Here is a 14,872-nt window from a genome sequence, read left to right as displayed (position 1 = left end):
ATCCCTCCAACGACCGGCCCCCTCCGGGGGAAACGTGAGCGCGCGCCACGTTCCGGGCAGATCTCTACGGGCAGAACAGTGGGAAGGACCAGACGGGGGCGGGCCCAGGCCGGGACGCCGGGGCCGCACTCTCCCCTACCCCCGCCGGTACCCAGGAGCCGTGGAGGCGGGCAGTGTCGAGCGCAGCCGAACAAGAGGCGGTGGATGCCGCCGCCGTGGAGTCAGCGGAGTCGGTGCCGGTCGTCGGCGTGGACGCCGTCGACGCGGTGGACGCGGTGGAGGCCGTGGAGGCGGTCCGGGGCGGCGGTGCCGCGCCGCCCTTCCCGTACGCCAACGGCCGGTCCGGCGCGACGGCGGCACCGGACCGCGAGCCGGCCTTACGGGCCGTCACGCGCCCGGGGCCCCCGGTGTGGCCGGGCTCCTCGCACCCCCTGGGGGCCCGGTTCCGTACCGGCCCGGACGGGACGGCGGGCACCAACTTCGCGCTGTGGGCGCAGGGCGCCGAGGCGGTGGAGGTGTGCCTCTTCGACGCGGAGGGCGCCGAGACCCGGTGTGCGCTGACCGAGCTGACGCACGAGATCTGGCACGGCTTCCTGCCCGGGGTGCGCCCGGGGCAGCGGTACGGGTTCCGGGTGCACGGCCGCTGGGACCCCTGGACGGGGGCCCGGTTCAATCCGGCGAAGCTGCTGCTGGACCCGTACGCGCGGGCCGTCGACGGGGACTTCGCGCTGCCGCCGGAGGTGTACGGACACGTCCGCGACTGGCCCCAGCAGTACATCGCGGACACCGTGCGCGACGACCGCGACTCGGCGCCGTACGTGCCCAAGGGGGTCGTCGTCCACGATGACGACGACTGGGCGGACGACGTCCGGCCGAAGACCCCGTGGGCCGATTCGGTGATCTACGAACTGCACGTGCGCGGGTTCACGATGCGCCATCCGGGTGTTCCCGAGGAGCTGCGCGGCACCTACGCGGGCCTGGCCCACCCGGCGGCGGTGGAGCACCTGACGCGGCTCGGGGTGACGGCGGTCGAACTGCTGCCGGTGCACCAGTTCGCGCACGAGGACCACCTGCTGCGCCGGGGCTTGCGCAACTACTGGGGGTACAACTCGATTGGCTACTTCGCCCCGCACGCCGGCTACTCCTCGTCCGGTACGGCCGGGCAGCAGGTCGGCGAGTTCAAGCGGATGGTGAAGGCCCTGCACGCGGCCGGGATCGAGGTCATCCTCGACGTGGTCTACAACCACACGGCGGAGGCGGGCGAGCTGGGCCCGACGCTGTCGCTGCGCGGTGTCGACAACCGGGGCTACTACCGGCTCCAGTCCGACCAGCGCCGCTACGCCGACTACACGGGATGCGGGAACACCCTGCACGCGGGGCGCCCGCACGTGCTGCGCCTGATCACGGACTCGCTGCGCTACTGGGTGACGGAGATGGGGGTGGACGGCTTCCGCTTCGATCTGGCGGCGGCGCTGGCCCGCTCGATGCACGACGTGGACATGCTGTCGCCGTTCCTCGCGGTGATCGCCCAGGATCCGGTGCTGCGACGGGTGAAGCTGATCGCCGAGCCGTGGGACGTAGGCTCGGGCGGCTACCAGGTGGGGGCGTTCCCGCCGCTGTGGACGGAGTGGAACGACCGGTACCGGGACGCCGTGCGGGACTTCTGGCGGGGCGCGCTGCCCGACGTACGGGATCTCGGGTACCGGTTGTCGGGCTCCAGCGACCTGTACGCGTGGGGCGGGCGGCGGCCGTACGCCTCGGTCAACTTCATCACAGCGCACGACGGTTTCACCCTGCGCGACCTGGTGTCGTACGAGCGCAAGCACAACGAGGCCAACGGGGAGGCGGGCCGCGACGGGACCAACGACAACCGCTCGTGGAACTGTGGGGTGGAGGGGGATCCGCCGGGGGGCACGGACGCCCGGATCGGGGTGCTGCGGCGGCGCCAGCTGCGCAACCTGCTGACCACGTTGCTGCTGTCCACGGGGGTGCCGATGCTGGTCGCGGGTGACGAGTTCGGCCGCACGCAGGGCGGCAACAACAACGCCTACTGCCAGGACAACGAGACGGGCTGGGTGGACTGGTCGCTGCTGGAAGACCCGGCGTGGCGGGAACTGTTCGCGCTGGCCGCGCGGCTGGTGGCGCTGCGCCAGGAGCATCCGGTGCTGCGCCGCAGGGCGTTCTTCTCGGGGCGGCCCCAGGGTGCGGACGGGCTGCGGGACCTGGCCTGGTTCACCCCGGCGGGCACGGAGATGACGGAGCGGGACTGGTACGCGCCGGCGGCCGCGCTCGGGATGTACCTGTCGGGGCGGGACATCCCGGGCCGCGACGAGCGGGGGCGGCAGGTGAGCGACGACAGCTTCCTGTTGCTGCTGCACGCCGGGGACCGGCCGGTGGCGTGGGTGCTCCCGGCCGCGCCGTGGGCGGCGGGGTACGAACTGGTGCTGGACACCGCGCGGGAGGACCAGGCCGCGCCTCCGCGCACCCGGCACCGGGGCGGGGAGACCCTGACGGTGCCGGCCCGGTCGGTGCTGCTGCTGCGGGTGGCGAGCTGAGGGGCCGCGGGGCGTCGGCCGCCCGTACGGCGGCCGCTGCACGGGGTCGCCGTACGGAGGCCTCGGCGCAGGCCTTGCGGCTCACGGCCCGTGCGCCACTACTCCCGGCAGTCCGCCGGGGAACCGGAGCGGGAGCCCTCGCTCGCCCCTGAGATGATGTCTGCTCTCGTACACACGTGCACCCGTACACGTGTGCCACCGCACGGATCAGGGGTACGCATGGCGAAGGTCGGGACCGCGCTGCGGGAGCTGCGCGGGGCGCAGAAGTCGGCGAAGGGCGTATCGCTCTACTCCCGGTTCGTGAACCGGCCCGCCGGGCGCTACCTGGCCGCCGCGTCGTATGCGCTCGGGCTGAGCCCGAACCAAGTGACGCTGGTCAGCGCGGCTTTCAGCTTCGCCGCGGTGGCCGCCGTCGCGCTGGTCGCCCCCTCGTGGTGGTTGGGCGTCGCCGTGTGGGCGGCCCTCGCCGTCGGGTTCGCCTTCGACTCCGCCGACGGACAGCTGGCCCGGCTGCGCGGGGGCGGCAGCGCGGCGGGCGAGTGGCTCGACCACGTCGTGGACTGCGCCAAGCTGACCGCCCTGCACACCTGCGTGCTGATCGCCTTCCACCGCTTCCCCGAGGCGTACGGGACGGGCGGGGACGGCTGGCTACTGGTGCCGCTGGGCTTCCAGTTCGCCTCGGTCGTCACCTTCTTCGGCGGGCTGCTGACCGAGAAGCTCAAACCCAAGCCGGCTCCGGGGAGCCCGGCCGCCGCACCGTCGACGTTGCGCGCGGTGGCCCTGCTGCCCGTGGACTACGGGGTGTTCTGCCTGGTGTTCCTGGTGCTCGGGGGCGGTGGGCTGTTCCGCTGGGCGTACGCCGGGTTCGGCGTGTGCGCCGCCCTGTTCCTGCTGGCGTTCCTCGTGAAGTGGTTCCGGGAGCTCGACGCCGTACCGCGCTGAAACGGTTCGGCACCCGGTCAACGGATCGGTATCCGCGCGGAGATCCGGCCCCCGCTCAGCGGCGCTCCGCGCTGAGCGGCTCGGAGAGCGCGTCCAGGGCGCGGCGCAGCTGGGTGCTGGAGGTGTGCACCGTGTAGGGGAAGTAGACGACGTCGACGCCGACGGCGGCGAAGTCCTTCTCCAACTTGTCGCCCTTGGGGGTGCCGCGCCAGTCGTCGCCCTTGAAGATCACGTCGAAGCGGACCTGCTTCCAGGTCTCGACCTTGTCCGGGACCGTTTCGACGAACGCCGCGTCCACGTACTTCACGCTGCGGACGATTTCCAGCCGCTCGACGAGCGGGATCATCGGGCGGCGCCCCTTGGCCAGTTCGGCCATTTCGTCGGACACCACTCCGGCCACCAGGTAGTCGCACTGACTCCGGGCGTGCCGAAGGATATTGAGATGCCCGATATGGAACAGGTCGTAAGCGCCCGGGGCATACCCGACTCGGTGCGGTCTGTGCGCAGGTGCGCCAAGTTCGGACATGTCGCGCCCCGTCATGAGTTACCCCCCAGCAGCCACACCCCCCGGTGCGGCGGATTAGCAGACAATAGCGTGCACGTTCCGCACCTTGCCGGTGAACGAATAGGGTGACGTGCGCATCATCCTGGGGAGAAGGGGACGTTCAGTGTCGAGATCCGGTCACCGGCGCCTGCTGCTGGTTTCCACCAATTACGCACCCGAGCACGCGGGGATTGGGCCCTACGCCACCCAGATCGCGGAGCACTGGGCGGGTCTCGGCCATGACACCCACGTCCTCGCCGGGATGCCCCACTACCCGTCGTGGTCGTTGGAGCCGGAGTACAAGGGGGCGCTCCAGCGCACGGAACGGCGCGCGGGGGTCACTGTGCACCGGCGTGCCCACACCGTGCCGCCCCGCCAAACCGCCGTAAAACGCGCCCTGTTCGAAGGATCGATTCTTCTGCACGGCGCCGTGGCCCCTCCCCGGATGCCGCGCCCCGACGCGGTGATGGCCCAGATGCCCAGCCTGGCCGGCGGCGTCCTCGCCGCACGGCTCGCCGCGCGCTGGAAGGTCCCGTTCGTCCCGGTCGTCCAGGACCTGATGGGCGCGGCCGCCGCGCAGAGCGGAATCAGCGGCGGCGACAAGGCGGCCGCGATCGCCGGGCGCGCGGAGGCGTACGCACTGAAGCGGGCCACCCTGGTCGGCGTCATCCACGAGACCTTCGTGGACCGGGTCGTCGGCATGGGCGTGGACCCGAAGAAGATCCGCCTCGTGCCCAATTGGTCCCACGTCCCGCAGCCCACCAAGCCGCGCGGCCAGACCCGGCGCCACCTCGGCTGGGGGCCCGGCGAGCCGGTCGTCCTGCACTCCGGGAACATGGGCCTCAAGCAGGGCCTTGAGGTGCTCGTCGGCGCCGCCCGCCTGGATCCGGGCGTCCGCTTCGTCCTCATGGGCGACGGCAGTCAGCGCGCGGCCCTCGCCGATCTCGCGGCGGACGTGCCGAACCTGGACATCATCCCCCCTGCCGCCGACGGAGAGTTCCCGGATATCCTCGCGGCGGCGGACGTGCTCGCCGTGACGCAGCACGCGGCCGTGCTCGACATGAGCGTGCCGTCCAAACTGACCTCGTACTTCCAGGCCGGCCGCCCCGTCATCGCTTCCGTGGCGGCGGAGGGCGGTACCGCCCAGGAAGTGGAACGCTCGGGCGCAGGGGTGCTCGTACCACCGGAGGACCCCCACGCCCTGCTGAAGGCCGTACGGGCCCTCACCGAGGACCCCGCGGGCGCGGACGCCCTGGGAGCGGCCGGGCCGCGCCACGTGGCGGCCCACCTGAGCCGTGACGCGGGCCTGGCCCGCATCGACGCACTGATAGACGAAGCACTTGGGGGTCCGCAGCCGTGATCGAGACGAACCGCCCTGCATCCGTGCCGGCGGAGGACGAACCGGACCTCCTCAGGGACCAGTTCAAGCAGCTCCTGCGCTACCGCCGCCTCCTCGGGGCGGGCATCGGCATCGGCCTCCTGGGCGGCGTCTACCTCGGCGTCTCCACGTCCGACACCTATGTCGCGACCGCGGACATCGTGCTGCGCGCACCCACCGACGACCCGTTCAACCCGAGCCTCGCGCCCGACAAGGCGATCAACATCGGCTCGGAGCGGCAGGTCGCGCTCAGCTCCTCCATAGCCAACGAGGCCGCGAAGAAGCTCGGGGTGACCTCGAAGGACTTCGCCGGGCTGCGCAGCGGCCTCCAGGTGACCAACCCGCCGCAGACGATGGTGCTGCGCTTCACCTACACCGCGTCCTCCCCCAAGGAGGCCGCCACCCGCGCCAACGCGATGACCGAGGCCTACCTGCTCAAGCGGCAGGAGTCGCTCGACGTCACCCGCGACAAGATGGTCAAGGGCTACCAGGACCAGCGCGACCCCGTCGCCAAGAACCTTGACGAGCTCGTCAAGCAGATCAACGCCATGCCGTCGGGTCCGGGGCGCGACGCCGCGTACTCCTCGAAGACCGACCTGCAGAGCAAGGTCAACACCCTCAACAGCAACATCGCCAAGCTCCAGGCCCTGGACATGACGCCGGGCCGGGTCACCAGCGCCGCGACCCCGCCGTCCGGCACCGACGGACCCGGCATCCCGATGTCGCTCGCGCTCGGCGCGGCCGTGGGTCTGGCCCTCGGCCTGCTCGCCGCGTGGGTCCGCCTCGTCTTCGACCCCGCGCCGCGCTCCGAGGGCGATGTCGCGCGGGCGCTGCGGGCCCCCGTACTGGGCTACCTGCCGCGGCCCAAGACCGGCGGCGGGCCGCTGCTCGCGGCCGGTGAGGAAGACCCCCGCCTCGCCGAGGAGTTCCGCTCGGTGGCCTTCCGGCTCGCCTACGACTCCCGGTTCGCCGACCGGCGCCGGCTGCTGGTCGTCGCCCCGCGGGGCAGCAGCGAGACCGCCGCCGCCGCGGCCGTGAACCTGGCCGCCTCCTTCGCGGAGACCGGCAAGGACGTCCTGCTCATCGAAGCCGACCTGCGCACGCCGGTGTTGGCCAGCCAGTTGCCGACCGGCGCTGGGCGGCCGCGCTGGAGCCAGCCGCCCGGCGGCCAGGCCGCCGGCGGGCACTCCGCCCCGCACGGCGAGTCCGACTGGCCCGACGGCCGCCAGCTCGTCGTCGACGCCGGGGAATCGGGCTCCTTCGACCTGATCCCGGGCGAGCCGGTGCGCAATGTGGCCCGCGCGCTGACCTCCCCGCGCGCCACCCGACTGATCGCCGAAGCCGACTCCCCCAACTCCACCGTCGTCGTGCTCGCGCCGCCGGTGCTCTCGTACGCCGACGCCCTCGCGCTCGTCGACCGCGTCGACGGCGTCCTCGTGGTGTGCGACCCGCGCGCCGTCCACCGCAGCGACCTGTCCCGGATCCGCGAGCTGATCAGCGGCGCCGGCGGCACCGTGCTCGGCGCGGTGCTGCACGCCCCGCTGCCCGGCGACAAGCGCGGCCGTGGTGGACGCGGCGGCAAGTCGAGCGGCCCGGGCACCCCGGCGCAGGCCGCTCGTCCGGCCGCGCCGCAGCCGCTCACGCGTCAGCAGGACCAGTCGAACCAGGGCCGGCAGGCCGAGCCGGAGCAGCACGTCCCGGGCGACGGCACGGACACGGTGGCCCTGCGCACGGTGCGCATGGGCCGCAGATGAGCCGGCGCGGCCTCGCCGCCGTCTCCTCGGTCCTGGACCAGGCCGCGTCCAGCGCCACCAACATCCTGGTGCTGGTGCTGGCCGCCCGGCTGTCCTCGGCGTCCGGCTTCGCCGACTTCTCGATGGTGTACGTGACGTTCAGCGTGCTCCTCGGGTTGAACATGGCGTACGTCGGCCAGACGGTGGTGTTGGAGAAGGACGAGGACCGGCTGGGCGCGGTCTGCCGCTCGGGCCTGGCGTTCACCGCGACCGCTTCGGCGGCCGGGGGCGTGCTGCTGGCCGTCGTCGGCATCGCCGTGCCCGGGGCCGGCGGCCGGGGCTTCCTCGCGCTGGGCCTCGTACTGCCGCTGGTGCTCGTCCAGGACGGGCTGCGGTACTGCTTCTCCGCGCTGCGCACGCCCGAGCGGGCGCTGGCCGCGGACGCGCTGCGGCTGGCGTGCGTCGTCCCCGCGCTGCTGCTCCAGCCCGAGGGGGCCTCGGCTGCACGGCTGGTGCTGGTGTGGGGCGTCTCGGCATTTCCCGCGCTCGCGCTGGGCCTGTTGCTGCTGCGCCCGTACGTGCGCGGGGCGCGGGCCGACCTGCGGCCGTACCTGCGCCGGGGCCACCTGGGGCAGCGCTTTGTGGTCGAGTTCGCGGTGGGCAACGGCTCCAGCCAGCTCGCGGTGCTCGGCCTCGGTGTCTTCGCGACGCCGCTGGCGGTGGGCGCGCTGCGGGGTGCGACGACCCTGTTCGGGCCGCTGAACGTGCTGTTCAACTCGGCGAACGCGTTCGGGCCGCCGGTCGTGGGGCGGGCGTCGGGCAAGCGCGGCGTGGTCCGGCTGACCCTGCTGATGGGGGCGGTGCTGGCGGCGCTCGGGGCGGGCTGGGCGGCGGCTCTGTACGCACTGCCGGCCGGCCTGGGGCGCAGGCTGCTGGGCGAGACCTGGACCGCGGCCTCGGCCCTGCTCCCGGCGACGGGGGCCCAGTACGCGGTGATGGGTCTGGGCACCTGCGCCCTGCTGACCCTGCGGGTGCTCAACCCGAGGGCGACGCTGTCCTTGCAGGTGGTGTTCTCGCTGCTGTCGGTGGCCCTGCTGCTCGGCGGGTACGCGGTTTGGGGCGTCTCCGGCGCCGCGTGGGGGCTGGCGGCGGGCTCGGCCCTGAAGGCCGCGGCGGCTTGGCTGCGCGTCTCCCGGATCCCGGCCGCGGGCCCGGCCCCGACGCAGTCCGTCACCACAGCGGCCTGACTCCGGCAGCCGACCCGCTGCGCGGCGTCAGCGCAGGGTGGTGGCCTTGTCCTGACGGTACGTCGCCACCAGCGCGAGGCACAGGCCCGCGATCGCGACGCGGCCGGAGGCCTGCAGCAGCGGCCCCCGCAGCAGGATGAACGAGTAGCCCGCCACCAGCGGGACCACCACCGAGATCAAGCTGCCCGGCGCGGACCTGCGCGTGGCTCGTTTCGCGTACCGGCGGTCCACGCGCGCCGAGGCGTACCCCATGCCCAGCAGCCCCGCGCCCATGCCCAGCGGCCCGAAGTCGAGCCACAGCTCCGCCCAGATCGGCGAGGAGAGGTTCGTGTTGACCGTCCCCATCCACTCGCCGACCATCACGCCCGTGTCCTTCGGCTTGCCGGGCCAGACCGAGCGCGGCACCGCGAAGAAGAGGGATCCGGCCAGCTGGCGTCCGTACAGGTGCCCGGGGCCGGAGTTCGAGTAGGTGATGGTGTTCGCGAACATGCCGATCTGGTCGTAGTCCTTCAGCGCCATCGGCTCCAGGAACGACGTCGTCTCGACCGGCTTGTAGTTCTTCTCGTCGTACCGGAACCGGTCCGCGAAGGGGAACACGAGCAGGGCGATCACCACGGCCATCGACAGCGCCACCCGGTACATCGCGGCGCTCACCGGGAAGACGGTGAAGAGCAGCGCGAACAGGACCGTGAGGAACCAGTACCGCGGGTTCGAGATCGGGTTGTTGACCACCAGGTTCAGCAGGGCGAGCGCCCCCCAGGTGACGATGACCGAGACCTTGCGCCGGGCGTACGTGGAGGTGATCAGCCAGCGCGTGTACATCAGCAGGGCGAGCAGCGCCGGGACGGTGCCGAAGCCCCGGAGCAGGGCCTGGCCGGCCTGGCCGTCGCCGTTGGAGACGCCCGCCTCCTGGATGCCCGCGATGATCTCCTGGCGGCTGGAGAAGAAGACCGCCGGGCCGCCGAGCTTCACGATGAACGCGGCGCTGCACAGGAACGCGAGGCCGGTCAGCAGCTGGAGGCGGCGCCGGTGGGCCATGACCGGCCGCGGCTCCTTCTGGGAGCCGCCGGCCCGGCCCGCCGGCCGGTGACGGGCGAGCAGGACGCCCACGTCGAACGCGGTGCAGCCGAGCAGGACCAGGCCGATCGCGGCGGTGAGGTCGGAACGGGCGCCGACCACCGGGGTCGGGACCCGGCCGAGGACGGCCTGCGCGAGCGGGGCCACGCCCATCGCCATGTAGACGAACAGCCAGAAGGAGCCCTGGAGGAGTTTGCGACGACTGGTGAGGACCATCGCGGAGAGCCGGGCGCCCGCGTACATGGTCAGCAGGAGCTGGAGCCAGAAGGCCGCGTCGCGCTGGCCGTCGCCGGGCTGGACGGCGACGAACAGCGGCAGGAAGACGGTGAATCCAAGGATGAGGGGGACCGACAGTGCGCGGGAGAGCAGGGTGCGCGGGGTGGTGACCCGGCCCCACTTGCGCTCGTCGTCGAGTGGGGGCGCCGGCGGGGTCACGGAGGGCTTGCGTATGTCCGTTGCCACTGCCGCCCCCACCCCATGTGCCTGGTCCGCGCGCAGTCTAATCTGAGCGGGCGGCGCCCGGGGAGGCGCGCCTGCGAAGCACGATGGGGGGCGACAGTTGCGTGATCTTCCTGCCTTCACGCTGGCCGGTTACGACAAGGGGCGCGGGCTGCTGACGCAGGCGCTGTGGTTCGCGGTGATGAACACGCTGTTCATGGCGTGGTTCTGCCCCGCCCGGCTGCGCGTGGCGCTGCTGCGGGCGTTCGGCGCCCGGATCGGCGAGGGCGTGCTGATCCGGCACAAGGTGCGGGTGCTGTGGCCGTGGAAGCTCACCGTCGGCGACCACACTTGGATCGGCGAGGGCGCCTGGCTGCTGAACCTGGAGCCGGTGGCCATCGGGGCGAACGTGTGCATCTCGCAGGAGGCCATGCTGTGCACCGGCTCGCACGACCACCGGGCCGCGGACTTCCGCTACCGGAACGCGCCGATCGTCGTCGAGGACGGCGCATGGGTGGCCGTACGGGCGACCGTGCTGGCCGGGGTCACGGTGGGCCGATGCGCGGTGGCGGGCGCCGGATCGGTGATCCACAGAAACCTTCCTGCACTGACCCTGCAGACGATGGACGGGCAGCGCCGCCCGGTCGAGGAGCCCAAGTGAGAGTCCTGCACACCGTCACGCTCCACTCCCCCTCGCACGCCTTCGGCGGACCGGTCCGGGTCGCGCTCAACCTGGCCGAAGGGCTGCGCGGACGTGGCCACGAGGCCTGCCTGCTCGCGCTCGGCGAGGGCTTCCCCGACCCGTGGCCGACCTCGGTGGAGGGCGTCCCGGCGAAGTTGTTCCAGGCCCGGCGCATCCTTCCCCTCGGCTTCAGCGGAATGACCTCACCGGCCCTGCTGGCCTCGGCGGGCCGGCTGGTCCGGGACGCGGACGTGGTCCACGTCCACCTCGCGCGGGACCTGGTGACCCTGCCGGTGGCCCTCGCGGCACTTCGGGCCGGCAAGCCGCTGGTGCTCCAGACCCACGGGATGGTGGACCCGAGCGACAAGCTGCTGGCCAAGGTGCTCGACGCGGTGGCCGTACGCCGGCTGCTGCGCGGCGCGGACGCGGTGCTGTACCTGACCCCGCACGAACGCGAGGGCCTCGACGCGGTGGTGGGCGCCCCGCTGCCGGGGGCGGTCCGGCTGGTCAACGGCACGCCCGCGCAGGACGAGCGCCCGGCCCCGGCCGGCGCCCCGCGCATCCTGTACTCGGCGCGCCTGCAGGCCCGCAAGCGCCCGGTGGACTTCGTCGACGCGGCCCCGGCGATCCTGGCGGCGCACCCGGACACCGAGTTCGTGGTGGCCGGCCCGGACGAGGGCGAACTGCCGGCGGTCCGCGCCCGCATCACGGAACTGGGCCTCGGCGACCGCTTCACGGTCCCGGGTGCACTGTCCACCGCCGAGGTCCTGGCGGAGCTGCGCCGGGCCCACGTCTACGTCCTGCCGTCGGTGGACGAGCCGTTCCCGATGTCGGTCCTGGAGGCCCTGTCGGTGGGCGTCCCCTCGGTGGTCACGCACTCGAACGGGCTGGCCCGCGACATCGCCGCCGCAGGAGCCGGCCGGGCCGTCACTCCCGGCCCGGCCGGCATCTCGGAGGCGGTCCTCGCCCTCCTGGACCCGCAGACCAACGCGACGGCCTCGCTGGCGGCCCGCAAACTGGCCGCGGAATCCTTCTCGATGGACGCGGTCCTGGACACCCTGCTGCCGGTCTACGAGAAGGCCGGCCATCGGGGTTAGAGCCCGCGGTGGGTTTCGTCCACCACCGGGAGGGCCGCCGCTCGACGTCGCCGGAAGACGCTGGCGTAGACGGCGAGTCCGATGGCGCCCGCCGCCATCATGATCAGGCCGACGACGTCGAGGTTGACGCTCTCCATCTGCCAGTCCGTCGCGAACGTGAGGATGGCCCCCACCACGATCAGGGCGATACAGCCGCCGATGCCTCCCATGTGATCCGCCTCCGCAGTTGTGGTCGTCTGACGACGCGGCTACCCGGGAACCGCACACGAAAACGCCGCCCCCGACCCGGAGTCCGGGCGGGGGCGGCGTCGGCGGCCGTGCGGGAGGGGCTACGCGGTCGTCGTCACGGACGCACTGCGCGCCCCTCGCTCCGCAGCTGCGTCTAGACCACGGTCACGCCGGAGGTGGCGGCCCAGAAACCCCAGCTGAGACCGGGAGCCTTGCACGTGGTGGTGAAGGTGCCGTCGCCCTTCGACATGGCGACCGGCAGGCAGTCCCAGTTCGCGCCACCGGTCAGCGCCATGTCCGTCCTGCCGTCACCGTTCAGGTCGCCGCTGACGACCTTCACGTTCGAGGTCGCGGCCCAGTCGCCCCAGCTGAGGCCGGGAGCGTTGCAGTTCACGTTGAACGTGCCGTCACCCTTCGACAAGGCGACCGGCAGGCAGTCCCAGCCGGAGCCACCGGTCAGCGCCATGTCCGTCTTGCCGTCCGCGTTGAAGTCACCGCTGACGACCTTCACGTTCGGCGTCGACGCCCAGAAGCCCCAGGAGCCACCGACAGGGGCGTTGCAGTTCACGTTGAACGTGCCGTCGCCCTTCGACATGGCGACCGGCAGGCAGTCCCAGTTCGCACCACCGGTCAGCGCCATGTCCGTCCTGCCGTCACCGTTCAGGTCGGCGTTCACGACCTTCACGTTCGAGGTCGCAGCCCAGTCGCCCCAGCTGAGGCCGGGAGCGTTGCAGTTCACGTTGAACGTGGCATCACCCTTCGACATGGCGACCGGCAGGCAGTCCCAGCCGGAGCCACCGGTCAGCGCCATGTCCGTCTTGCCGTCCGCGTTGAAGTCACCGCTGACGACCTTCACGTTCGGCGTCGACGCCCAGAAGCCCCAGGAACCACCGACAGGGGCGTTGCAGTTCACGTTGAACGTGCCGTCGCCCTTCGACATGGCGACCGGCAGGCAGTCCCAGTTCGCACCACCGGTCAGCGCCATGTCCGTCTTGCCGTCGGCGTTGAAGTCACCGCTGACGACCTTCGCGTTCGGCGTTGCGGCCCACTCGCCCCAGTAGCCACCGACAGGGGCGTTGCAGTTCACGTTGAACGTGCCGTCACCCTTCGACAGCGCGACGGGCAGGCAGTCCCAGTTCGCGCCACCGGTCAGCGCCATGTCCGTCTTGCCGTCCGCGTTGAAGTCGCCCTTGACGACCTTCACGTTCGGCGTCGACGCCCAGTAACCCCAGGAACCACCGACGGGAGCATTACAGGTGGTGTTGAACGCGCCGTCGCCCTTCGACATGGCGACGGGCAGGCAGTCCCAGTTCGCGCCACCGGTCAGGGCGAGGTCGGCCTTGCCGTCACCGTTGAAGTCGCTGGAGGCTCCCTGGCTGCGCGGGATACTGGCCGTGATCCACTGCCCCAGGTCGTCGGTGCGGGTGGAGATGGCGCCCGTGCGGGTCTCGGTGGCCGGGGTTCCCAGACAGCCGCCCTGCCAGGAGCGGGAGTTGACTCCGACGATCTCGCCGGCGCCGTTGAGCAGCGGGCCTCCGGTGTCGCCCTTGCAGAGGACGTCCGTGCCCTTGCCGGTGACGGCCAGGGTGGTCGGGGTGGCGGAGTTGACCGTGAAGGTGCCGGTGTGGAGCTTGTCGGTCACCCACTCCGTCTTGGTACGACCGAACCCGGCCGCGGTCAGTTCGGTGTTGGCGGCCGGGACGGTCGCGGCGAGGGTGGCGGGCTTGATGCCGATGACGGCGGTGGCCAGCCGTACCAGGGCGGCATCGCGGTCTGCGCGCGGGGCGATCTCGGTGATCTCGACGGTCTTGCCGTCGCTGAGGGTCGCGGTGGCCTTCAGGGCGGGCTTGCCGGCCGGGACCGTGGTGCCGGGCGTGTCGGCGAAGCAGCTGGCGGCGGTCAGCACCCAGAAGCGGTCGACCAGCGAGCCGGTGCAGGCACGGGAGTTGGCCTCGTCGCCGAGGGTGAGCCGCACCGCGGAGGACTGCTGTCCTGCGGCGGCTTCGGGTCCCGCGAGCGCGAAGGCGGGGACGGTCGGGATCACACCCACGGACAGGACGGCGGTGGCGGCCAACAGGCCGGTCATCCGCGCGGCACGCGGACGGGGTACGGACATGCTTCTTCCTTCGAAAGCAGGGCGCGGGCATGCGGGAGTGGTCCGGCGCACGCCAGAGCGCGGGTCGGCCTCTGGGGCCGGCGGACATACAAGGGGGAGGCGTTCCGGTGGCGCGCTACGGGCGCCACCGACTACTTGGAGGTGCGGATCTCCATGAGCATGAAGTCGCGCCCCTGCTCGTCGGCGCTCTCGCCGACCGGGGTCCACGCGTTCTTGTTGACGGTGAACGACTTCGCTTCGCTGCCGACGGTCATGTCGACTTCGGCAGCGTAGTCGTTCCCCTTGACGGCGAAGACCGTCGGGATCTCCAGGGCCAGGTACCCCTTCGTGCCGGTGACGCGGAAGCAGACCTTGTCCTTCTCGCGGGACCAGACCTCCAGCAGATCGGTGGCGCCGGTGCAGTCCGCAAGGACGATGTGGCCGTCACCGCGCTTGAGGACGATGTTGCGCTCCGCCAGGATCTTGTCGGCGTTCGGGTAGCCGAAGTCCTCGATCGCGTACCCGGGACCCTCGTCGGCGATCGCCTTCATCGCCGAGGTGTCCGCCGGCGCGGTCGTGCCGTTGATCCCTCCGGCGACCGCGAGCCACGCCAGGGCGCCTGCGCCCACGGCTGCGCCGATCGTGCGGACTACTGCATTGCGTGCCTTCATTACCGTCCCAGTCATCGGTTCCGTTTAGCGGGAAACAGCTACCAACAGGGATGTGAAGGCCATATTCCGTTGGGCGGGCGAACTCGAAACAAGCTCACCGCCCATGGAAGCCCCCCACTTCCGGGCCGATCGTAACCGATCCCCGGAGAACCAACTCAATGGTTATCCAGGCGGTTTCAGTGGGG

12 protein-coding genes are annotated in these 14,872 nt (G+C 72.0%); 7 read left to right on the top strand and 5 right to left on the bottom strand.

Translation table 11 applies throughout. The features are described 5' to 3' along the window. Positions 1-173 precede the first annotated feature (173 nt). Positions 174-2,555 carry a glycogen debranching protein GlgX gene (gene glgX / locus OG974_RS28730; protein ID WP_329314599.1) on the top strand — a complete coding sequence of 794 codons (2,382 nt, stop codon included), beginning with the start codon at positions 174-176 and terminating at the stop codon, positions 2,553-2,555. A 219-nt stretch (positions 2,556-2,774) separates the two neighbouring features. After that, on the top strand, positions 2,775-3,497 hold the full coding sequence (locus tag OG974_RS28725) for a CDP-alcohol phosphatidyltransferase family protein (protein WP_329314597.1): 723 nt from the start codon (positions 2,775-2,777) through the stop codon (positions 3,495-3,497). Positions 3,498-3,552: 55 nt separating this feature from the next. Here the strand turns inward: OG974_RS28725 and OG974_RS28720 are convergent, their stop codons facing one another. Continuing rightward, positions 3,553-4,023, bottom strand: a complete 471-nt coding sequence (locus tag OG974_RS28720; protein ID WP_327285562.1) for an adenylyltransferase/cytidyltransferase family protein — start codon at positions 4,021-4,023, stop codon at positions 3,553-3,555. Between the two features lie 172 nt (positions 4,024-4,195). Here OG974_RS28720 and OG974_RS28715 point away from each other — a divergent pair, with 172 nt between their 5' ends. Genes OG974_RS28715 through OG974_RS28705 form a run of 3 tightly spaced genes read left to right on the top strand, consistent with a single transcriptional unit; the run spans position 4,196 to position 8,399 of the window. Further along, entirely contained in the window at positions 4,196-5,401 is a 1,206-nt protein-coding gene (locus tag OG974_RS28715; RefSeq protein ID WP_327285789.1) for a glycosyltransferase family 4 protein, read from the top strand. Next, the gene (locus OG974_RS28710) at positions 5,398-7,173 is read left to right on the top strand and encodes a lipopolysaccharide biosynthesis protein (protein ID WP_329314595.1); all 1,776 of its coding nucleotides are present in this window, start codon (positions 5,398-5,400) and stop codon (positions 7,171-7,173) included. Before OG974_RS28715 ends, OG974_RS28710 begins: the two co-directional genes overlap by 4 nt. Continuing rightward, positions 7,170-8,399, top strand: coding sequence for a hypothetical protein (locus OG974_RS28705; protein ID WP_328763753.1), 1,230 nt, complete (start codon positions 7,170-7,172; stop codon positions 8,397-8,399). The genes OG974_RS28710 and OG974_RS28705 overlap by 4 nt, the downstream gene beginning before the upstream one ends. A 27-nt stretch (positions 8,400-8,426) precedes the next feature. On the opposite strand, the gene OG974_RS28700 is transcribed toward OG974_RS28705, so the two are convergent. Beyond that, positions 8,427-9,938, bottom strand: a complete 1,512-nt coding sequence (locus OG974_RS28700) for a hypothetical protein (protein ID WP_327285559.1) — start codon at positions 9,936-9,938, stop codon at positions 8,427-8,429. Positions 9,939-10,035: 97 nt separating this feature from the next. Here OG974_RS28700 and OG974_RS28695 point away from each other — a divergent pair, with 97 nt between their 5' ends. Both OG974_RS28695 and OG974_RS28690 read left to right on the top strand, forming a co-directional pair. Further along, the gene (locus tag OG974_RS28695; RefSeq protein ID WP_327285558.1) at positions 10,036-10,575 is read left to right on the top strand and encodes a WcaF family extracellular polysaccharide biosynthesis acetyltransferase; all 540 of its coding nucleotides are present in this window, start codon (positions 10,036-10,038) and stop codon (positions 10,573-10,575) included. Further along, positions 10,572-11,693, top strand: coding sequence for a glycosyltransferase (locus OG974_RS28690; RefSeq protein WP_328763752.1), 1,122 nt, complete (start codon positions 10,572-10,574; stop codon positions 11,691-11,693). Before OG974_RS28695 ends, OG974_RS28690 begins: the two co-directional genes overlap by 4 nt. On the opposite strand, the gene OG974_RS28685 is transcribed toward OG974_RS28690, so the two are convergent. The 3 genes from OG974_RS28685 to OG974_RS28675 form a co-directional block, all read right to left on the bottom strand. Beyond that, entirely contained in the window at positions 11,690-11,902 is a 213-nt protein-coding gene (locus tag OG974_RS28685) for a hypothetical protein (RefSeq protein ID WP_327285556.1), read from the bottom strand. The genes OG974_RS28690 and OG974_RS28685 overlap by 4 nt on opposite strands. Before the next feature lie 173 nt (positions 11,903-12,075). Beyond that, on the bottom strand, positions 12,076-14,037 hold the full coding sequence (locus OG974_RS28680) for a trypsin-like serine protease (protein ID WP_371644882.1): 1,962 nt from the start codon (positions 14,035-14,037) through the stop codon (positions 12,076-12,078). Positions 14,038-14,168: 131 nt separating this feature from the next. After that, entirely contained in the window at positions 14,169-14,687 is a 519-nt protein-coding gene (locus tag OG974_RS28675) for a hypothetical protein (RefSeq protein ID WP_327285788.1), read from the bottom strand. Positions 14,688-14,872: the final 185 nt, after the last annotated feature.

Origin of the sequence: Streptomyces sp. NBC_00597 (genome assembly GCF_041431095.1) — a bacterium.
Lineage (GTDB): Bacteria > Actinomycetota > Actinomycetes > Streptomycetales > Streptomycetaceae > Streptomyces.
This window is presented reverse-complemented; position numbering and strand designations above follow the sequence as displayed.

Excerpts from the sequence above, each read along its gene's own strand:
- OG974_RS28725 (WP_329314597.1), top strand. The coding sequence starts at position 2,775 with ATGGCGAAGGTCGGGACCGCGCTGCGGGAGCTGCGCGGGGCGCAGAAG.
- OG974_RS28720 (WP_327285562.1), bottom strand. The coding sequence starts at position 4,023 with ATGTCCGAACTTGGCGCACCTGCGCACAGACCGCACCGAGTCGGGTAT.
- OG974_RS28705 (WP_328763753.1), top strand. The coding sequence starts at position 7,170 with ATGAGCCGGCGCGGCCTCGCCGCCGTCTCCTCGGTCCTGGACCAGGCC.
- OG974_RS28685 (WP_327285556.1), bottom strand. The coding sequence starts at position 11,902 with ATGGGAGGCATCGGCGGCTGTATCGCCCTGATCGTGGTGGGGGCCATC.
- OG974_RS28680 (WP_371644882.1), bottom strand. The coding sequence starts at position 14,037 with ATGTCCGTACCCCGTCCGCGTGCCGCGCGGATGACCGGCCTGTTGGCC.
- OG974_RS28675 (WP_327285788.1), bottom strand. The coding sequence starts at position 14,687 with ATGAAGGCACGCAATGCAGTAGTCCGCACGATCGGCGCAGCCGTGGGC.